This is a genomic window from Actinoplanes sp. M2I2 (assembly GCF_023544445.1).
Classification (GTDB): Bacteria; Actinomycetota; Actinomycetes; order Mycobacteriales; family Micromonosporaceae; genus Actinoplanes.
This window is the reverse complement of record NZ_JALPVJ010000004.1, coordinates 594729-614869: the sequence shown is the minus strand read 5'-3', so window position 1 is coordinate 614869 and position 20141 is coordinate 594729. Positions and strand designations below refer to the sequence as shown.

18 protein-coding genes are annotated in these 20141 nt (G+C 70.9%); 6 read left to right on the top strand and 12 right to left on the bottom strand.

The genetic code is table 11. The annotated features are described in order from the left end of the window. The first annotated feature begins 34 nt into the window (after window positions 1–34). Together HJC40_RS10755 and HJC40_RS10750 are read left to right on the top strand one after the other, a co-directional pair. On the top strand, window positions 35–1114 hold the full coding sequence (locus HJC40_RS10755) for a Glu/Leu/Phe/Val dehydrogenase (RefSeq protein WP_250000699.1): 1080 nt from the start codon (window positions 35–37) through the stop codon (window positions 1112–1114). A gap of 262 nt (window positions 1115–1376) precedes the next feature. Beyond that, window positions 1377–1589, top strand: a complete 213-nt coding sequence (locus HJC40_RS10750; RefSeq protein ID WP_250000698.1) for a DUF3073 domain-containing protein — start codon at window positions 1377–1379, stop codon at window positions 1587–1589. A 160-nt stretch (window positions 1590–1749) separates the two neighbouring features. Here the strand turns inward: HJC40_RS10750 and amcA are convergent, their stop codons facing one another. From amcA to HJC40_RS10725, 5 genes are all read right to left on the bottom strand, one after another. Continuing rightward, window positions 1750–1974, bottom strand: coding sequence for a multiple cyclophane-containing RiPP AmcA (gene amcA / locus HJC40_RS10745; protein ID WP_250000697.1), 225 nt, complete (start codon window positions 1972–1974; stop codon window positions 1750–1752). Further along, window positions 1943–3046 (bottom strand): cyclophane-forming radical SAM peptide maturase AmcB, encoded by a 1104-nt coding sequence (amcB, locus tag HJC40_RS10740; RefSeq protein WP_284043020.1) that lies wholly within the window; start codon window positions 3044–3046, stop codon window positions 1943–1945. Before amcB ends, amcA begins: the two co-directional genes overlap by 32 nt. A 164-nt stretch (window positions 3047–3210) precedes the next feature. Then, complete coding sequence (purM, locus tag HJC40_RS10735) at window positions 3211–4362, bottom strand: phosphoribosylformylglycinamidine cyclo-ligase (RefSeq protein WP_250000695.1); 1152 nt, start codon at window positions 4360–4362, stop codon at window positions 3211–3213. Window positions 4363–4390: 28 nt separating this feature from the next. Beyond that, window positions 4391–5968: an amidophosphoribosyltransferase gene (purF, locus tag HJC40_RS10730; protein ID WP_250000694.1), complete on the bottom strand. Its 1578-nt coding sequence runs from the start codon at window positions 5966–5968 to the stop codon at window positions 4391–4393. Between the two features lie 155 nt (window positions 5969–6123). Further along, complete coding sequence (locus tag HJC40_RS10725) at window positions 6124–6462, bottom strand: sterol carrier family protein (protein WP_250000769.1); 339 nt, start codon at window positions 6460–6462, stop codon at window positions 6124–6126. A 189-nt stretch (window positions 6463–6651) separates the two neighbouring features. On the opposite strand from HJC40_RS10725, the gene HJC40_RS10720 reads away from it, so the two are divergent. Continuing rightward, window positions 6652–8538, top strand: a complete 1887-nt coding sequence (locus HJC40_RS10720; RefSeq protein WP_250000693.1) for a carboxypeptidase-like regulatory domain-containing protein — start codon at window positions 6652–6654, stop codon at window positions 8536–8538. 114 nt (window positions 8539–8652) lie between these two features. Here HJC40_RS10720 and purL read toward each other — a convergent pair whose 3' ends face one another. The 6 genes from purL to HJC40_RS10690 form a co-directional block, all read right to left on the bottom strand. Then, window positions 8653–11286: a phosphoribosylformylglycinamidine synthase subunit PurL gene (gene purL, locus HJC40_RS10715; RefSeq protein ID WP_250000692.1), complete on the bottom strand. Its 2634-nt coding sequence runs from the start codon at window positions 11284–11286 to the stop codon at window positions 8653–8655. After that, the gene (gene purQ / locus HJC40_RS10710; RefSeq protein WP_250000768.1) at window positions 11286–11993 is read right to left on the bottom strand and encodes a phosphoribosylformylglycinamidine synthase subunit PurQ; all 708 of its coding nucleotides are present in this window, start codon (window positions 11991–11993) and stop codon (window positions 11286–11288) included. Before purQ ends, purL begins: the two co-directional genes overlap by 1 nt. Next, window positions 11990–12247 (bottom strand): phosphoribosylformylglycinamidine synthase subunit PurS, encoded by a 258-nt coding sequence (purS, locus tag HJC40_RS10705; RefSeq protein WP_250000691.1) that lies wholly within the window; start codon window positions 12245–12247, stop codon window positions 11990–11992. Before purS ends, purQ begins: the two co-directional genes overlap by 4 nt. Before the next feature lie 167 nt (window positions 12248–12414). Next, window positions 12415–13836: an adenylosuccinate lyase gene (gene purB, locus HJC40_RS10700; RefSeq protein ID WP_250000690.1), complete on the bottom strand. Its 1422-nt coding sequence runs from the start codon at window positions 13834–13836 to the stop codon at window positions 12415–12417. Further along, window positions 13833–15188 carry an MFS transporter gene (locus tag HJC40_RS10695; protein WP_250000689.1) on the bottom strand — a complete coding sequence of 452 codons (1356 nt, stop codon included), beginning with the start codon at window positions 15186–15188 and terminating at the stop codon, window positions 13833–13835. Before HJC40_RS10695 ends, purB begins: the two co-directional genes overlap by 4 nt. Next, a complete protein-coding gene (locus tag HJC40_RS10690) occupies window positions 15185–15706 on the bottom strand; it encodes a helix-turn-helix domain-containing protein (RefSeq protein ID WP_250000688.1) in 522 nt (173 codons plus the stop codon). The genes HJC40_RS10695 and HJC40_RS10690 overlap by 4 nt, the downstream gene beginning before the upstream one ends. A 130-nt stretch (window positions 15707–15836) precedes the next feature. On the opposite strand from HJC40_RS10690, the gene HJC40_RS10685 reads away from it, so the two are divergent. Further along, complete coding sequence (locus tag HJC40_RS10685; protein ID WP_250000687.1) at window positions 15837–16289, top strand: SCP2 sterol-binding domain-containing protein; 453 nt, start codon at window positions 15837–15839, stop codon at window positions 16287–16289. Between the two features lie 55 nt (window positions 16290–16344). Here HJC40_RS10685 and purD read toward each other — a convergent pair whose 3' ends face one another. Continuing rightward, window positions 16345–17586 (bottom strand): phosphoribosylamine--glycine ligase, encoded by a 1242-nt coding sequence (gene purD, locus HJC40_RS10680; RefSeq protein ID WP_250000686.1) that lies wholly within the window; start codon window positions 17584–17586, stop codon window positions 16345–16347. 117 nt (window positions 17587–17703) lie between these two features. Here purD and HJC40_RS10675 point away from each other — a divergent pair, with 117 nt between their 5' ends. Both HJC40_RS10675 and HJC40_RS10670 read left to right on the top strand, forming a co-directional pair. Continuing rightward, on the top strand, window positions 17704–18996 hold the full coding sequence (locus tag HJC40_RS10675) for an adenylosuccinate synthase (protein ID WP_250000685.1): 1293 nt from the start codon (window positions 17704–17706) through the stop codon (window positions 18994–18996). Between the two features lies 1 nt (window position 18997). Next, complete coding sequence (locus HJC40_RS10670; protein WP_250000684.1) at window positions 18998–19975, top strand: acylglycerol kinase family protein; 978 nt, start codon at window positions 18998–19000, stop codon at window positions 19973–19975. Window positions 19976–20141: the final 166 nt, after the last annotated feature.

Below are 20141 nucleotides of genomic sequence, written 5' to 3'. Positions count from 1 at the left end.
ACAAGGGCCCGGACACCAGATCAGGAGAACAGCCATGGGCGTGTTCGACACCGACGGCACCGACGCCACCGGTCACGAACAGGTCGTCTTCTGCCAGGACCGGCAGACCGGCCTCAAGGCGATCATCGGGATCTACTCGACGGCCCTCGGGCCGGCGCTCGGCGGCACCCGCTTCTATCCGTACGAGAGTGAGGAAGCCGCCCTCGCCGACGTGTTGAAGCTCTCCCGCGGCATGGCTTACAAGAACGCTCTCGCGGGCCTCGACCTGGGCGGCGGCAAGGCCGTCATCTGGGGCGACCCGGCCCGGGCCAAGTCCGAGGGCCTCCTGCGGGCGTACGGCCGCTTCGTCGAGTCGCTGCACGGCCGGTACTACACGGCCTGCGACGTCGGCACCTACGTCCCCGACATGGATGTCATCGCCCGCGAGACCCGTTACGTCACCGGCCGCAGCCTGGAACACGGCGGCGCCGGCGACTCCTCCATCCTCACGGCCTGGGGCGTCTTCCAGGGCATGCGCGCCGCCGCCGAGCACACGTGGGGCCGCCCCACGCTCGCCGGGCGCACGGTCGGCATCGCCGGGCTCGGCAAGGTCGGGAAGTATCTGGCCGGTCACCTGATCGAGGACGGCGCCACGGTGATCGCCACCGACGTGAACGAGGCCGCGCTGGCCTGGGCCCGCACCACCCACCCCCAGATCGAGCTGGTCGCCGACACCCGGGCCCTGATCACCTCGGATCTCGACGTCTACGCCCCCTGCGCGCTCGGCGGCGCGCTCGACGACGACACCGTCCCGGCGCTGCGGGCCAAGGTCGTCACCGGTGGCGCGAACAACCAGCTGGCGCACCCCGGCATCGAGAAGACCCTGGCCGAGCGGGGCATCCTCTACACGCCCGACTACCTCGTCAACGCCGGTGGCGTGATCCAGGTGGCCGACGAGATCGAGGGCTTCAACTTCGAGCGGGCCAAGCTGCGGGCCACCGGCATCTTCGAGACCACGCGCCGCATCCTGCGGGCGGCCGAGGCCGAGGGCGTCGCTCCGGCGGTGGCGGCCGACCGGCTCGCCGAGCAGCGGATGGCCGAGGTCGGCCGCCTGCGGTCGATCTACCTGAGCTGAGTCACCGGCGCCCCGGCGAGCCGTCGTCGGCTGAACGGGCCGCTCCGGGCACCCGAACGGAGGGCCCGGCGGCGGGAAAAGAGAGCGGTTTAGTGCCTGCCGCGCGTTCCGGGACGGAAAACCGCGACGCGCGGCAGTGTCACACGCAACCCGAGGTGCCGAAGACGGCATCGCCCATGTACCGTAAGACCCACGAGAGATGCCTAACGTCATCGGGGCCCGCCTTCGGGCTGCCCCGAATTCTGTGCGAGGGGGTCGAGCCATGGGGCGCGGCCGTGCTAAGGCCAAGCAGACGAAGGTGGCCCGGGAGTTGAAGTACCACTCCCCGAACACCGACCTCACCGCCTTGCAGCGCGAACTGGCGGGTGCCGGTAAGTCCGACCGTCACTTCGACGACGACAACGATGAGATCGTCGACGATGACGAGGACGACGCTGACGACGATCAGGACACCTGGTCGCCGACAAGGCGCTGACCCCGCATCGCACAGAGCACGCGGCTGACCGCGTGCTTCCGTGTGTCGTGGTCACTTGCCTGCGGTAAGAATTGTCTACGGTTCACATTGCTACGGTTCAACACGAAGCCCACGCGGGTTGGTACTCGCGTGGGCTTCGAACCGGGCAGCCGAGTCTGCGCTATCGCGGTCGGTTGTTCCAGTTGTAGAACGTGGGAATGTTCTCGAAGTGGTTCCAGGCGCAGACCGCCGAGCCGTCCGTCGACGTGCTCTCCGCGCGGGCCTGCCGCGCCTGTTCGGCCTCGTCCAGGAGCGCGGCCAACCCGGCCCGGGTGTCGTGCACCCGTGCCGTCACCGGATCGGTCCCCGGCTCGTCAGACAGCCGAAGGCTCGTGATCTCGGGCATGGTCCAGCACTCCCTCCAGTAGGCGAATCTTGCTGTTCCGGCAGTGGTCGGTCTCGGTGGTGTCGAACCGGCCCTGCTCGAAGTAGCGGTTGGCCGCGTGGGCGCCACCGCAGAAACCGAAGTATGGACAGGTCGCCCGGCAGGCCTCCACGCCCTGCAGGAACTCGCCGATCCAGGGTGTCGACGCGGCGCCGGCCAGGATCGCGGCCAGGGGGGTGGTCAGCACGTTGCCGCTCGTGAAGTCGCCGTACCGGGGGTCGGAGAAGCCGGCCAGCTCGGGCGAGAGCAGCACCACCGAGCCGTCGTGGGCCACCGTGGGGATCGGGTCGAGCCGGCGGGGCAGCAGTTCGTCGGCGGTGCCGTCGAGCACCGCGGACACGTAGCGCAGCGACCACTCGACCTCGCGCAGGTGGATGCGGGGATCGGCCCGCCACGCGGTGACGAGCTCGGCCCAGAACGCGGTGACGTCGGCGGCCACGTGGCCGTTGGCGCGGGTGTTCACGCCCTCCTGCTCCTCGACGTTGATGCCGAGCACGTCGCAGCCCAGCTCGAGGAAGTAGTCGTACAGCTCGGTGGCCGCGCCGGGCCGCGGATCGCCGACCACGCAGAGCGCCGAGAACGGGATGCCCCGGCGGCGCAGCGTTTCGATCCCGCGCAGGATCCGGTCGTACGCCGGTTTGCCGCCCCGGGTGACCCGCTCGCCGTTGCGGGCCTCCGGGCCGTCCACGCTGACGCTGACCCGCATGTCGTGGGCCTCGAAGAAATCGCACCAGGCGTCGTCGATCAGCGTGGCGTTGGTCTGCACGTGGTGCTCGACGCCCGCCCCGAACGGCGCCAGCAGGGCGGCCAGGTGCTCCCGGCCGGCCGCCAGCGGTTCGCCGCCGTGCCAGACCACCGAGAACCGCCCGCCGCGGGCCCAGCCGTCGACCGAGGCGGCGACCGCTTGGGCGACCTCGACCGGCATCCGCTTGTCGGCGGCGCGGAACGGCAGATAGCAGTAGGCGCAGTCGAGGTTGCAGAGGGTCGTGGGTTGCATGACGACGTAGGTGGGGTCGGGCGCGATGCCCCGCATGCCGCTCCACGCTTCCGCCATGCCGCACCCCCGTCCCGCCGTCATACGTGAAGAACTCACGTCAGAGGCTAGGCCCCACGGTCCACCGGAGTAAACGAAAGATCCGTATGCGTCACACATCGACGCATACGGATCAATTCCTGACGGCCACCCGGCCGGCCTCGTCAGCCGCGGGTGTACTGGCCCATCATCTGCACCTCGCCGGTGCCCTCGATGACCTCGCCGACCTGCCACGCCTCCACGCCGCGACCGGTCAGGTAGGCCATCGCACGGTCGGCGTCGTCGGCCGAGACGACCGCGAACATGCCGACGCCCATGTTGAACGTGGCTTCCATCTCGGAGTCCTCGATCCGGCCCTTGGCCTGGATGAGATCGAAGATCGGCTGCGGGCGCCAGGTCGAGCGGTCGACCACCGCGTCGACGTGCTCGGGCAGGACCCGGACCAGGTTGCCGGGGATGCCGCCGCCGGTCACGTGCGAGAACACGCGGACGTCGGTCTCCTCGATCAGGCCCAGGCAGTCCTTGGCATAGATCTTGGTGGGCGTGAGGAGCTCCTCGCCCAGGGTGCGCTGGCTGCCGAAGTCGTCGACCACCGAGTCGAGGCGCATCCGGCCGGCGCCGAGCAGCACGTGCCGCACGAGCGAGTAGCCGTTGGAGTGCAGCCCCGAGGACCGCATCGCGATCACCGCGTCGCCCACCTCGACCCGTTCGCGGCCGAGGATCTCGCTCTCCTCCACCACGCCCACGCCGGTGGCCGAGACGTCGTACTCGTCGGGACGCAGCACGCCCGGGTGCTCGGCGGTCTCGCCGCCCAGCAGGGCACAGCCGGCGTAGCGGCAACCGTCGGCGATGCCGGCCCCGATCTCGGCCACCTTGTCGGGCACGACCTCGCCGCAGGCGATGTAGTCGAGCAGGAAGAGCGGCTCGGCGCCACAGGCCACCAGGTCGTCGACGACCATGGCGACCAGGTCGATGCCGATCGTGTCGTGGATGTCGAGCTGCTGGGCGATCACCAGCTTGGTGCCGACACCATCAGTCGACGAGGCCAGGATCGGGCTCTTGTACTTCGCCGTGTTCAGCCGGAACAGGCCGGAGAACCCGCCCAGGTCACCGATGACCTCGGGCCGGGTCGTCTTCTTGACCTTCGACTTGAGCAGCTCGACGGCCCGGTCGCCGGCTTCGATCGAGACGCCCGCATCGGCGTACGTGGCCGTACGCTTGCGCACCCCGCGGCCGCCACCGGCCGTCCACGGCCGGCGGTCACCGCCTTCAGCGCCGTTGGAGCCGGCACTGTTGCGCTCGGACACGTGCGTCACGGTTCTCCCCTTAGAGCGTTCGTCGAAGTCACGGGTGGTGCTGTGCGCTCGGACCACCAGCCTGGCCGGCCAGCTCGCGAACGTCGTACTCCGTCTCGAGCTCGGCCACCGCCGCGGTCGCCGCCTCGTCGGTCGCCGACGGCATCGAGGCCCGCTTGCCGACGCCCTCGAGCAGGTGCTTGCCGATCAGGTTGCCGGCCGGCAGCTCGATCGGGTACTGACCATCGAAACATGCCATGCACAGGCGGGTCTTCGGCTGCTCGGTCGCCTGCACGAGACCGTCCAGGGAAACATAACCCAGGCTGTCGGCGCCGATCGAGCGGCGGATGCCCTCGTTGTCGAGACCGTTGGCCAGAAGCTCGGCCCGGGTGGCGAAGTCGATGCCGTAGAAGCAGGGCCACTTGACCGGCGGCGAGGAGATGCGCACGTGCACTTCGAGCGCGCCGGCCTCGCGCAGCATGCGCACCAGGGCCCGCTGGGTGTTGCCGCGGACGATCGAGTCGTCGACCACGACCAGGCGCTTGCCCCGCACGACCTCGCGCAGGGGGTTGAGCTTGAGCCGGATGCCGAGCTGACGGATCGTCTGCGACGGCTGGATGAACGTGCGGCCGACATAGGCGTTCTTGGTCAGGCCCGCGCTGAAGGTGATGCCGGACGCCTCGGCGTAGCCGATCGCGGCCGGGGTGCCCGACTCGGGCACCGGGATGACCAGGTCGGCCTCGACCGGGTGCTCCTTGGCCAGGACGCGGCCGATCTCGACGCGGGCCGAGTACATGTTGCGACCGGCGATCGTGGTGTCGGGACGAGCGAGATAGACGTACTCGAAGAGGCAGCCCTTGGGCTCGGGCGCGGCGAACCGGGTGGACCGCAGGCCGTGCTCGTCGACCGCGATCATCTCGCCCGGTTCGACCTCACGGACGAAGCTCGCGCCGACGATGTCGAGGGCGGCCGTCTCACTGGCGACCACCCAGCCCCGCTCCATGCGGCCGAGCACCAGGGGGCGGACGCCCTGTGCGTCGCGCGCGGCGTACAGGGTGGTCTCGTCCATGAAGACGAAGCTGAAGGCGCCCCGCAGGCCCGGCAGCACCTCGAGCGCCGCGCCCTCGACCGACAGGTCGGGGCGACTGGCCAGCAGCGTGGTGACCAGGGAGGTGTCGGAGGTGGCGCTGTCGACCTCGAGACCACGCTCGGCGACCTCACGGGCCAGCTCGGCCGTGTTGACCAGGTTGCCGTTGTGGGCCAGCGCGATCGTCGTGCCGGCCGTGGTGGCGCGGATGGTCGGCTGGGCGTTCTCCCAGTTCGAGCCGCCGGTGGTGGAGTAACGGGTGTGGCCGATGGCCAGATGGCCGCGCAGGCTGGCCAGGGTCGGCTCGTCGAAGACCTGCGACACCAGGCCGAGGTCCTTGTAGACCACCACGCCGGAGCCGTCGCTCACCGCTATGCCGGCGGCCTCCTGGCCGCGGTGCTGGAGAGCGAAGAGCCCGAAGTAGGTGAGTTTGGCGACCTCTTCCTCGGGGGCCCAGACGCCGAAGACGCCGCAGGCATCCTGGGGTCCGCGCTCCTGGGGGTCGAGATCGTCGGTCAACCGGCCGTCGCCTCGGGGCACCTGTCGCTCCCTCAATCTGATCTGCTCATCTGACCGGCCTGTTCAACTGACCGATCTGTTCACCTGAGCGGGCAAAAACGTGCTGGACCGTCCGACCGACCAGTGTACGCGAGCCGGCCGGCCCGGGCTGCTGCTCAGAACGTGGGACGCGGCGATCATCCGGCCGCCTCGCCGGTCAACGGCAGGTATTCGGTCAGGTCGGTGCGAATGCCGCTGGCGCGCAGCCGTCCGTCACGCACCGCATCGGCCCAGCTCATACGCTGCGTGGCGACGAGCAGCCAGGTGACCGGATCGGTCTCGACCACATTGGGCGGTGTGCCGCGGGTGTGCCTGGGACCAGGAACACACTGAATCGCGCCGAAAGGCGGAACCCGGACCTCCACCGACCGGCCAGGCGCCTTGCGGGACAGCTCGGCCAGCAGCGCTCGCACAGCGTCACGCTGCACTGATCTCTCGGGTTGGACGCCGCGATCCAGCGCGTCCAACGCTTCCATGACCGACTCGGATTTATTGTGCGCAGGGGACACGTCGGGACGATACGACTCGCTTCAGCGAGATTGGTACGCGGCCCTGGGTCGCGCGATGGACGTATGACAAGGCATAGTGGCCGACGGTGTTTTAGTCGCGGGATGTAACCGGCACCCTTTGATCGGCCGGGAGACCGTGCGACCGGAAGGCGGTGGATGGTGAGAACGCACCTACGAGCCCGGGCGGCCCAGGCCGGTGCGTTACTGGCGGTGGTCTTCGGCGGAATCTTCGTCGCACCCGCGGTGGCGTTCGCCGATCCGCCGAACGTGGAGATCACCGACCTGCAGACCGAGGTGCCCTCGGGCGGCCGGCTCACCATGCAGTTCCAGGTCGCCTCGGCCGGCGACAACCAGGGCCAGGTCCCGGCGACCATCACCGTTAACGGTGGCGGCATGGACTGCAACGGTGGCGACTGCCGCCGCATCGCCCAGATCGGCGGCGACGGGCGCGAGTTCTCCGTGCAACTGACCGCACCTGAGGTCAACGACGGCGAGACACGTCAGGTGACGGTCGAGATCGTCGCCGCTGTGCCGAACGAGCAGCCGGGCCGGGCCAGCCAGCAGATCACGATCAAGGGGCCGGACCGTCCGCAGACCGTCCGGCAGGTCTCGGGTCGCGTGAAGGACCAGGACGGCAAGTCGATCGCCGGCGCCACGATCGGCATGAAGGACAGTGCCGGGCGCGTCTTCCGGGGCACCTCCGACGGCTCGGGCCGGTTCTCCTTCACCTCGTCGGACAACAAGCCGATCGCCCCCGGCCGCATCTCGATCGGCGCCGCCAAGGACGGTTTCGATCAGGTCGATCTGCGGCGTGACGCCGAGGCCGGTCAGAACCTGACCGTGTCGCTGACGCTGAAGGCCGAGGCCGTCGCGACCCCGTCCAGCTCGCCGACACCGAGCCCGTCGGCGACCAGCTCCCCACCCGCCGAAGAGCCGACCGAGGAGCCGACGGCCGACGAGCCCACGGAGACCACTCAGACCGAGACCGATCAGGCCGCCTCGACCGAGGACGGCGGTGTCTCGATGCTCTACATCGTCATCGGCGTCCTGCTCGTCGCGGCCGGCATCGGCGCCATCGTGCTGGTCATGCTGCGCCGGCGGAACAGCGGCGACAACGGTGACGACGACGACCCGACCGGGCTGTCCGGCTCGGGTGGGGTCGTGCCGCCGAGCCAGGGCCGGTTCGCCGACGCGACCCGGGTCGGCGCGCCGGTCGGCGGCGGCGGCAACGACGCCACCATGATCGCCCACATGCCGCCGTCCGGGGGGCCGTCCATGGCGGACGCTCCGACGATGCTCCACCGCCCGGTGCCTCCGGCCGAGGACGAGTTCCCCGACCCGTACGGCGTGCCGCTGCCCCAGCACGGCGGGTTCGCCGGCGCCCCGGCCGGCGACTGGGACGACGCGCCGCAGTACGGCGGCACCCAGCAGTACGGCGGCGGGACGCAGCAGTACGGCGGCGGCGGCACCCAGCCGTACAGCGAGCCGACCTCGTACGGCCGGCCGCCGGAGGACGACGGCTACGGCGCCGCGGCTCAGCCGGCCGGCAACTACGGAGCGTACGGCGAAGCCACCGGCATGTATCGGCCCGAGGCCGAGAACGACGGCGGCTACGGTGCTCCGCAGTACGGCGGCAACCAGTACGGCGGCACCCAGCAGTACGGCGCCGAGCCGGCCGGCGGTTACCCGCCCGGCGGTTACGGACAGGAGCAGCCCGATCAGGGCGGCTACGCGCCGTGGGGGGCCGCGGCCGACGCTCCCGACAACAACGGCTACGGCCCGCAGGGCAGCGGCCAGTACCCGGCCGGTCAGCAGTACGGCGGCCAGGGCACCCAGCAGTACGGCGGCGGCTACGACGACGGTTACCAGGCCGAGCAGCGCGGCGGATACGAGTCGTACCAGGGCGGCGGCTACGACGAGCGTGGCGCCCACGACGAGCAGTACGGCCAGGGTGGCCCCCGCGACCAGCACGGCACCGGCCAGCACGGCGGCGAGCCGCCCCGGGACACACCCGCCCCGCGGCGCGGCGGTCACGACTACTGAGTTCTGAGAAAGCGGGAGCCCCTGAGGGCTCCCGCTTTTTTGTCGGCTCCTCTGCCCACGGCGACGAAAGAGCCGGTCAGCGCGAAGCTGACCGGCTCTTGTCGTCTGTCGCTGTCAGTCGGCCGAGCCACCCGGGCGGTCGTCCTCGGCCGGCGACGGCTCCTTGACCTCGGCCACGGCGGCGGCCGGAATGCCGTCCGCCTCGATCGGGGCCGCCGACTCCATCGCCGCCCCGGCCGCCGCGGTGATCAGCACCTCGGCGCCCCGGTCGGGAGACGCCGGCGCCGTCGGGTCGGCCGCGTGCTCCGGATCGCCGTGCCGGTTGGCCAGCTCGGCCGCGCCGCCGAACAGGCGGGGCAGCGTGCCCTCGTACGCCTCGCGCGCCTCGTCGAGCGGCAGGGTGAACTGGTCACGCACCTCGAGCACCGGCTCGGCGGAGGTGCTGCCGATCGGGGTGCACGGGACCCCGAACTCGGCGGCGAGACCGGCGAACGCCTTGTCGTGCCCGCGCGGGACGGCGACCAGGGCGCGCCCGGCGGACTCGCTGAAGAGCTGGACGAAAGCGGAGTTGCCGTCGGCCGGGAGCGTGATCCGGGCCCCGACGTTGCGCCGCAGGCAGCTCTCGACCAGCACCTGGGACAGGCCACCGTCGGAGAGGTCGTGCGCCGCGCTGACGTGACCGGCCTGCGAGGCGCGAGCCATCAGCTGGGCCAGCCGGCGCTCGTTCTCGAGGTCGACCTTGGGCGGGCGTCCGCCCAGGTGGCCGTGGGTGACCCAAGCCCACTCGGAGCCGGAGAGCTCGCACGCGGTGTCGCCCAGCAGGAAGAGCAGGTCGCCCTCGGCGGACGGGGCCGGGAAGCCCATCGGGATGCGCCGGGCGACGTCGTCGAAGACGCCCAGCACCCCGACCACCGGGGTCGGGTGGATCGCCGCGGCGCCGGTCTGGTTGTAGAAGCTGACGTTGCCGCCGGTCACCGGGGTGCCCAGCTGCTGGCAGCCGTCGGCCAGACCGCGGACGGCCTCGGCGAACTGCCACATCACGGCCGGGTCTTCCGGCGAGCCGAAGTTGAGGCAGTCGGTCACGGCGACCGGCTCGGCCCCCGTGACGGCGACGTTCCGGTAGGCCTCGGCCAGCGCCAGCCGCGCGCCCTCATAGGGGTCGAGGCGGGCGTAGCGGCCGTTGCCGTCGACCGACAGCGCGACACCGAGGCCGGTGCGCTCATCGATGCGCAGCACGCCGGAGTCCTCCGGCTGGGCCAGGATCGTGTTGCCGAGCACATAGCGGTCGTACTGCTCGGTCACCCACGTCTTGTCGCACAGGTTCGGCGAGGCGGACATGCGCAGCACCGTCTCGCGCAGCTCGTCGCCGGTCGTGGGGCGGGGCAGCGTCTCGGCCTTGTCGGCCTGAAGCAGTATCAGGTCGGCGGGCTCGCGGATCGGGCGGGCGTAGACCGGCCCGTCGTCGGCCAGCGAGCCCGGCGGCACGTCGACCACGATGTGGTCGTTCCAGCTGATCACCAGGCGGCCCGGTGAGCCGTCCTGCTCGGCCGGGGTGACCTCACCGATCGCGGTGGCCCACACGCCCCACTTCTCGGCGACGCCGAGCACGGCCGCGAGGTTCTCCGGCGTGACGATCAGGAGCATGCGCTCCTGCGACTCGCTGGCCAGGATCTCGGTGGGCGACATGGACGCCTCGCGCAGCGGAACCCGCTCGAGCCACACCCGCATGCCGGTGCCGGCCGCGGCCGCGGTCTCGGTGAGCGCGCAGGTGAGGCCCGCGCCGCCGAGGTCCTGGATGCCGGCCACGAGACCGGCGTCGTAGAGCTCGAGGCAGCTCTCGATGAGCAGTTTCTCCATGAACGGGTCGCCGACCTGCACCGACGGACGGCGCTGCTCGGCGCCCTCGTCGAAGGTGGCCGAGGCCAGCACCGAGACGCCGCCGATGCCGTCGCGGCCGGTGCGCGCGCCGAGCAGCACGACGACGTTGCCGACGCCGGCCGCTTCCTTGTGCTGCAGGCGCTCGACCGGCAGCACGCCGATGCTCAGCGCGTTGACCAGCGGGTTGCCCTGGTACGTGGGGTCGAAGACGATCTCGCCGCCGATGTTGGGCAGCCCGAGACAGTTGCCGTAGCCGCCGATGCCGGCGACGACACCGGGCAGCACGCGGGCGGTGTCCGGGTGGTCGGCCGCGCCGAAGCGCAGCGGGTCCATCACCGCGATCGGGCGGGCGCCCATCGCGAGGATGTCGCGCACGATGCCGCCGACACCGGTGGCCGCGCCCTGGTAGGGCTCGACGAAGCTCGGGTGGTTGTGCGACTCGACCTTGAACGTGACCGCGAGCTCGTCGGAGATCTGCACGACGCCGGCGTTCTCGCCGATGCCGGCCAGCATGCGGGTGCCGGTCGGGGCCTTGTCACCGAACTGGCGCAGGTGCACCTTGCTCGACTTGTAGGAGCAGTGCTCACTCCACATGATCGAGTACATCGCGAGCTCGGAGGCGGTGGGACGACGGCCGAGGATCTGCCGGATCCGGTCGTACTCGTCGTCCTTGAGGCCCAGGTCGGTGTGCGGCTGCAGCTCGTCGCCCGTGCTGAGGGCCCGCTGCACGGTGTCGGGGCCACCGTCGAACTCGTTGACCAGCACGTCGGTGGCGGCGAAGCCGGTCGGCTTACCCGCTGCCGGCGACTGGTTCGGCGTGGCCGACGGCGTCACCGCGCCGCTGGTGGCCGTGTCCGGCTGCGTCGTCATTACTGGTGTCCCCCTGCGTTCGCTCCCGCGGGCGCCCCGGCCAGGGCGCGCAGGACGGAGGTGAAGAAGCCGAGGCCGTCCAGGGACGGACCGGTCAGCGTCTCCACCGCGTGTTCCGGATGCGGCATGATGCCGACGACGTTGCCGGCCTCGTTGGTGATCGCGGCGATGTCACGCTGCGAACCGTTCGGGTTGCCGCGGACGTAGCGCGCGATCACACGGCCCTCGGCCTCGAGCTGGTCGAGCGTGCGCTCGTCGGCGACGTAGCAACCCTCGCCGTTCTTCACCGGGATCAGGATCTCCTGGCCGGCGGTGAACGAGTTCGTCCACGCGGTGTCCGTCGACTCGACGCGCAGGAACTGGTCGCGGTTGCGGAAGTGGAGATGCTGGTTGCGGGTGAGCGCGCCGGGCAGCAGGTGAGCCTCGCAGAGGATCTGGAAGCCGTTGCAGATGCCGAGCACCGGCAGGCCGCCGCGGGCCGCGTCGATGATCGAATCCATCGCCGGGGCGAAGCGGGCGATCGCGCCGCAGCGCAGGGCGTCGCCGTAGGAGAAGCCGCCGGGCAGCACCACGGCGTCGACGCCGTGCAGGTCGGAATCGCCGTGCCAGAGACGGACGACGTCGGCGCCGGCGATGCGCGCGGCCCGGGCCGCGTCCCCGTCGTCCAGCGAACCCGGGAAGGTGACCACACCGATGCGCATGGTCAGGCAACCTCCGCCACAGCGTCATCCACGACGTGGATGTGGAAGTCTTCGATCACCGGGTTGGCGAGCAGCTTGTCGGCGATCTCCCGGGCCCGGTCGAGATCGGGCTCTCCGGTGAATTCGATCTCGATCCGCCGACCGATGCGGACGGACGAGACATCGGTGACCCCGAGCCTGGGCAGCGCGTTGGCGACCGCCTGGCCCTGCGGGTCGAGGATCTCCGGCTTCAGCATGACGTCGACCACGACGCGAGCCACGGGCACTCCTGACTGATAGGTGTAAGCATCTGCGAGCCTACCTGGTGAACCCGGCCACGGAATTGTCGGCCGGTGTCGCGCAGACGACGTTGTCGGCGCTGAGCAGGCAACTCGTCGGTGATCTCGACCACGGCCCGATCAAATCTTCAACCACTGGGGCCTGCGCCTCAGAGGATCGGGGCGGGGCTGTATTTCGCGGCCGCGGGGTGCGCGGCGACGATCGTCGCCACTCGGTCGGCCACCGCGTGCACGTGGGAGGACGCGGCGCCCACGAAGGCGGCGCGATCGGCGACCAGGCCGTCGATCTCGTCGCGGGACAGGCCGAGCCGTTCGTCGGCGGCCAGCCGGTCGAAGAGATCGTTGACCGCGGCGCCCTTCTCCCGCATGGCCAGCGCGACGGCCACCGCGTGCTCCTTGATCACCTCGTGCGCGACCTCCCGTCCGACTCCCTTGCGGACGGCCGCGACCAGGATCTTGGTCGTCGCGAGGAACGGCAGGAACCGGTCGAGCTCGCGAGCGATCACGGCCGGGTAGGCGCCGAACTCGTCGAGCACCGTGAGGAACGTCTGGAACAGGCCGTCGGTGGCGAAGAACGCGTCGGGCAGGGCGACCCGGCGGACGACCGAGCACGAGACGTCGCCCTCGTTCCACTGGTCGCCGGCCAGCTCGCCGACCATCGACAGGTAACCGCGGACGATCACGGCCAGACCGTTGACCCGCTCGGAGGATCGGGTGTTCATCTTGTGCGGCATCGCCGACGAACCGACCTGGCCCGGCTTGAAGCCCTCGGTGACCAGCTCCTGACCGACCATCAGGCGGATCGTGGTGGCCAGCGACGACGGCCCGGCGACGATCTGGGCCAGCGCCGAGACCACGTCGAAGTCGAGCGAGCGCGGGTACACCTGGCCGACGCTGCTGAGCACCCGCTCGAAGCCCAGGTGGCCGGCGACGCGCTGCTCGAGCTTGCCCAGCGAGTCGAAGTCGCCGTCGAGCAGGTCGAGCTGGTCGGCGGCAGTGCCGACCGGGCCCTTGATGCCCCGCAGCGGATAGCGGGCGATCAGGTCGTCGAGACGCTCGTAGGCGATCAGCAGCTCCTCGGCCGCCGACGCGAACCGCTTGCCCAGCGTGGTCGCCTGGGCCGCGACGTTGTGCGAGCGGCCGGTCAGCACGAGCTCGGAGTACTCGACCGCGCGCTCGGTGAGCCGGGCCAGCGTGGCGATCACCCGGCCGCGGATCAGCTCGAGCGACGCCTTGATCTGCAGCTGCTCGACGTTCTCGGTCAGATCGCGCGAGGTCATTCCCTTGTGGATCTGCTCGAAGCCGGCGAGCGCGCTGAACTCCTCGATGCGGGCCTTCACATCGTGGCGGGTGACGCGCTCACGGGCCGCGATCGAGCTCAGGTCGACCTGATCGAGCACCGACTCGTACGCCTCGACGGCGCCCTCGGGAACGGCCACCCCCAGGTCGCGTTGTGCCCGCAGGACGGCCAGCCAGAGCCGGCGCTCCATGCGGATCTTCTCCTCCGGGGACCAGAGGGCGACGAGGTCGGTCGAGGCGTATCGAGCGGCAAGGACGTTCGGGATGGTCACGCGACCGATTCTTTCACGGGACCGGTCTGCGCCTTGGGCACCTCGTGCGGCAGGGTGCGCACGTCCCGGCTGCACAGCATGCCGACCACGGCGAGGGTCATCAGCACGGTCGCCCCGACGAGCGTCGGCTCGACCCCGACGGCGTGCGCGATCGGGCCGACCGCCATCTCACCGATGGGGATGGCCACGAACGAGCCGACCATGTCGTACGAGTAGACCCGGGCCAGCTTGTCGGCCGGGATGTGCTCCTGCATCGTGGTCTCCCACGCGATGCCGAACTGCTCGAGCATCAGGCCGGCCAGCAGCGCGCCGGCGAAGAGCAGCCAGAGCTGCGGAGAGGTGCCCAGGATCAGCACCGGCACGGCCATGAAGAAGGTGCTGAACACGCCGAAGAGCAGCATCCGGCGCATCCGCAGCCGCATCGCGATCAGCGCGCCGGCGATCATGCCGAGGGTCTGCGCGGCCAGCACCAGACCCCAGGCCCGGCGGCCGATGGTGTCGTCGGCGACGACCGGCCCGAGGACATAGAGCGACCCGCTCCACGAGGCGTTGATCACGCAGAAGCCGGCCACGACGGCCCACAGCCAGGTGCGCGACCAGAACTCCGACCAGCCCGTGCGCAGGTCGGCGAAGATGTTGGGGCGGGACGGCTCGACCGCCGCCGCGCCGGGTGTCTGCTCGTCACCGATCACACCGGGAGCCGTCGCATCCGGAGCCTTCGCATCCGGAGCCTTCGCATCCGGAGCCTTGGTGACCGGGGCGGCCGCCTGCGCGCGGGGCACCCGCAGGAAGGCGAACAGCAGGCCGCTGACCAGGAAGGTCAGGGCGTCGACGGCGATCCCCCAGCCCGGGTTGGTCGCGGCGACCACCACGCCGGCCAGCGGGGCGCCGAGGACGGCGGCCGAGTTCAGCGACAGGCGGTTGAGCGCGTTGGCCTGCTGACGGATCTCGGCCGGCACGATCTGCGGCAGGATCGACGAGGTGGCCGGCAGGGCCAGCGCGCCGACCAGGCCGTTGAGGGCCGAGATTACGATGAGTAACGGGATGGTCGCGGTGCCGGTGAGCACGAGCGCGGCGATGAGGCCCTGGGTCACGGCCGCGGCCAGGCTGGCCCCGACCATCAGCAGGTGCTTGGGCATGCGGTCGGCCAGAACGCCGCCGAACAGCAGGAACACCACGTTGACGAGCGTGCGGGCGCCGACCACGAGGCCGAGGTCGGTGGCCGAGCCGGTCAGGTCGAGGACGGCGAAGGCGAGCGCGATCGGCGCGAACGAGTTGCCCAGCGCGTTGACCGTGCGGCCGGTGATGAGCAGGCGGAACGCGGGGATGCGAAGCGGCGCGAGAGCGCTCATGCGGGCGACTCCATCTCGAACATCGCGACGGTGGTGCTGGTGCGGATGGTGCCCGGGGTGCGCGGCGGCTGGGCCGCTTCGTGCAACTCGGCGACGAGATCCTTGAACCGGTGCCGCAGGTCGAGCCACTTCTCCGGGTCGATCCAGAACTCGCCGTCGCCGAGCAGGATCTTGGCCTCGAAGCGCCCACCGGCCGTCCGGCGGACCAGCTCGTTGCCGAGGGCCGCGAACAGCGCCCGTTTCTGCTCGGGGGTCTCGGACGCACGGTCGCGAGCGGCATCGTATCGATATCTCTTGGCGACGCCACCCCGGATCTTCTCCTCGCCGGCGACGACGATCATCCCGGCCGAGTGGAGGTTGCGCAGGTGGTAACTGGCGTTGGCGTGGGTCAGACCGAGCTCGCGGGCGACCTCGGCCGCGGTCATCGGCGCACCGGTCAGCAACGACATGATCTGCAGCCGTACGGGATGGGCCGTGGCGCGCATCGAGGCCGTGCCCCTCGCATCTCCCAAAGACATGTTGGGGAGTCTAGGCACCCGATCGGCGACTGTCCAACAGTTGTTGGGGAGTGGCACACTGCACGAGGAAGCGGCTCTGCCGCTAGGGTTACTGACGAGTAGGCACAAGGCTCATCCCGAAAGGTCACCGATGACTGACTTCAACCCGGACGCGCTCGCCTCGATCGGCCCCAAGGAGTTCGCCTCGCTGGTCAAGGCGACCCCGGACGCCCGGCTGGCCGAAGTGATGGCCGGCGACTCGCGCAGCAAGATCCTCGACGAGGTCTTCAACCGGATGCCGACGCTGTTCCGCCCGGAGAAGGCCGGCAACACCACCGCGGTCATCCACTGGATCATCACCGGCGGCGCCGGCGGCGCGAGCGACACCTACGAGACGGTGATCGAGAACGGCGCCTGCACGGTCACCAACCAGCCGGTCCGCGACCCGAAGCTGGCCATGACCATGGACCCGGTGACGTTCCTCAAGGTCGTCTCGGGCGACGGCAACCCGATGATGATGTTCATGACCGGCAAGATCAAGGCCAAGGGCGACCTCGGCCTGGCCGCCAACGTGGCCAAGCTCTTCGACATCCCGAAGGCGTGATCTCCGTCGGGGGCGCCGCTCGGCGCCCCCGGCTCACCTTCGCCGGCAGCAGGCACTACAGCGTGATGCGACCCTCGACCGCGCCCAGCGCGATGTCGGTACGGAACTGGGCGCCGTCCAGGCGGATGCCGTCGACCAGCGCGTACGCCGCGTCCCGGGCCGAGGCCAGGTCGGGCCCGGTGGCTGTCACGCTCAGCACGCGGCCACCGGCGGAGATCAGGGCGCCGTCGTCGCGCCGGGCCGTGCCCGCGTGGATGACCCCGGGCACCTCCGCGCCCTCGATGACGTCCCCCGTCCGCGGGGTGCCGGGGTAGTTGCGGCTCGCCACCACCACCGTGATCGCCGCGCCGTCCCGCCAGCGCAGGGGCGGCAACGCGGCCAGCGTGCCGGTGGCCGCGGCGTTCAGCAGGCCGCCCAGCGGCGTCTCGAGCAGGGCCAGCACCACCTGGGTCTCCGGGTCGCCGAACCGCGCGTTGAACTCGATGACCTTGGGACCGTCCGGGGTGAGCGCCAGCCCGACATAGAGCAGCCCGGCGAACGGCGTGCCGCGACGGCGCATCTCGGCCAGGGTCGGTTCCACCGTCTCGGCCAGCACCCGTGGCACCAGGTCGTCCGGCGCCCAGTCGAGCGGGGCGTACGCCCCCATGCCGCCCGTGTTGGGCCCCTCGTCGCCGTCGGCCAGCCGCTTGAAGTCCTGCGCCGGCATCAGCGGCACGGCCGCCGTGCCGTCGGTGACCACGAAGAGCGAGACCTCGGGACCGGGCAGGTACTCCTCGATCACGACCCGGCCGCAGTCGGCCGCGTGCCGTTCGGCCGTCGCGCGGTCATCGGTCACGACGACCCCCTTGCCGGCCGCGAGCCCGTCGTTCTTGACCACGTGGGGAGCGCCGAGGTCGTCGAGCGCACGGCTCACTTCCTCCGCCGTGGTGCAGGCGTACGACCGGGCGGTCGGCACGCCGGCGGCGGCCATCACATCCTTGGCGAACGCCTTCGAGCCCTCCAGCCGGGCCGCGGCCGCGCTGGGGCCGAAGCAGGCGATGCCCTTGGCGCGTACGGCGTCCGCGACCCCCGCCACCAGCGGCGCCTCGGGGCCGACCACGACCAGGTCGGCGGCGAGCTCGACGGCCAGCGCCGCGACCGCGCCCGGATCGGTGGCCGTCACCTCGTGCAGCTCGGCGACCTGGGCGATGCCCGGGTTGCCGGGGGCAGCGGCCAGAAAGTCGACGGAGGGGTCGGCGGCGAGGCCGACGGCGAGGGCGTGTTCCCGCCCGCCGGAACCGATCACAAGTACGCGCACGAGCGGCGATCCTACCGGCGGCCCACTTCCCCACGTCGCACAGCACGGCGGTCGCGTAAACTTCGGCAGTACCCGGACCTCTGCCGAGTACGACTGTTCGACGGAAGGCTCACGCACGTGCCGGTGATCGTGTTGGTCGGCGCCCAATGGGGCGACGAGGGCAAGGGCAAGGCCACTGACCTGCTGGGCGACCGGCTCGACTACGTGGTGAAGTTCAACGGCGGAAACAACGCCGGTCACACTGTTGTGATCAAGGGCGAGAAGTACGCGCTGCACCTGCTGCCGAGCGGCATCCTGACCCCGGGCGTGGTCCCGGTCATCGGCAACGGCGTGGTGATCGACCTCGCCGTCCTCTTCCAGGAGATCGACGGCCTGGAGTCACGCGGCATCGACACGTCGCGGCTGCGCATCAGCGCAAACGCGCACGTCATCCCGTCGTACAACCGCTCGCTCGACAAGGTCAGCGAGCGGTATCTGGGAGCGCGGCGGATCGGCACGACCGGTCGCGGCATCGGCCCGACCTACGCCGACAAGATGAACCGCGTCGGCGTCCGGGTGCAGGACCTCTTCGACGAGTCGATCCTGCGGCAGAAGGTGGAGGCGGCGCTCTCCTTCAAGAACCAGGTGCTGTCGAAGATCTACAACCGCCAGGCGGTCAAGGTCGACGACGTGGTCACCGAACTGCTGTCCTACGTCGAGCGGCTGCGGCCCTACGTGGGTGACACGGCGCTCGAGCTCTCCGACGCGATCGACGACGGCAAGGTCGTGCTGTGCGAGGCCGGCCAGGCCACCCTGCTCGACGTCGACCACGGCACCTACCCGTTCGTGACCAGCTCGAACGCGACGGCCGGGGGCGCCTGCACCGGTTCGGGCATCCCGCCGACCCGGATCGACCGCGTGGTCGCCGTGCTCAAGGCGTTCACCTCGCGCGTCGGTGAGGGCCCGTTCCCCACCGAGCTGCACGACAAGTTCGGTGACCACCTGCGCGAGGTCGGTCAGGAATACGGCACGACCACCGGCCGCCCGCGCCGCATCGGCTGGCTCGATCTGGTGATGGCCCGCTACGCCCAGCGGATCAACGGTGTCACCGACTTCGTCCTGACCAAACTGGACAACTACGACGACCTCGACGAGATCCCGGTCTGCGTGGCCTACGAGGTGAACGGCGTCCGCCACGACGAGATGCCGTTCAGCCAGACCGACTTCCACCACGCGATCCCGATCTTCGAGACGATGCCGGGCTGGAAGCAGAACATCTCCGGCGCCCGCTCGTTCGACGACCTGCCCAAGGAGGCGCAGGACTTCGTCATCTTCGTCGAGGAGCGCATCCGGGCCCGCATCTCGGTGGTCGGCGTCGGTCCCGCGCGCGACCAGGTCATCGAGCGCCACTCGGTCCTGAGCGAGGCCTGAGATGTACGACGTCGTGGTGCTCAGCCTGGCCGAGGGCCAGGGCTCCGGCGGCCAGGGCTCCGGCGGCGACGCGTGCGGCTCCGGGTGCGGTGGGTGTGGCACGCCCGCCACCGCCTGCGCGCCGCGCGTTCCGGTGCTGCGCTGCGCCGAGGCGCTCACCGCGGCCGGCGCCCGGGTCGAGACGATCACCGCCGCCTCCGATCAGGAGATCGACGAGGTGCTCGCCCGGTTCGACGGCCCGGCCCGGCCCGACGGCCTGACCTGGCCCGACGCCGACAGCAAGATCAGGCTGGTGGTGGCCTCGGCCACCGACGGACAGTTGCGCGCCGTCGTGCGACGGATGGTCCGCCGGTACGCTCCGCCGCCCAGCAAGCGACCGGCCGACCTGCCGACCGGCCGCACGGTGCCCGACCTGCCTCCGCTGGCGATCCTGCCGCTCGACGCCGGCGACACCACCGACCTGGCCGCGCAGCTGGGTCTGCCCCGCACGCCGGCGCAGGTGGCCGCGGCCGTCCTGAGTGGCTCGGCGCGACGGCTCGACCTGCTGCGCAACGACGGCGGATCGGTCACGGTGGACGGCGCCCTGGTCGGCGGCATGGACGACGACGGGCGCGCGGTGCCGTGGCGCGGCCGGGTCGAGGTGGACGACGCGGTGCTGTCCGACGGCACCGATCCGATCCTGGCCTGCGCGATCGGCAACAGCGCCGGGTACGCCGAGTTCGCCGGGATGCGCCTGCTGGCCGACGGCGACGCGGTCGACGGTCAGGTCGAGGTGGCGGTGGCCGTGCCGACGATCGTCAAGCAGCGGTTCCGCGGCACCAAGATGCGTGTCGAGGTGCGCCGGGCGCGCGGTCGTGCGGTCTCCGTGCTGCCCCGGGACGGCGAGATCCAGTTCCTCGACGACGGGGTCGGCGGCGCGATGAGCCGCAAGCGTTCCTGGTGGACCGAGGCCGGTGCCTGGGCGGTGTACGCCGGCTGACCCGCTGTGCGACGCTGAAGTAGTACGCAGGTTCGACACGGCTTCCAGGACGACACTGTTCCAAGGTCGACACTGCATCCGGGGAGGTTTGCATCCGTGGCATCGGTGGAGGACGAGAACGCTGACCGCGTCTACGTCCCGGGCACGTCCAACAACCCCGCACCGC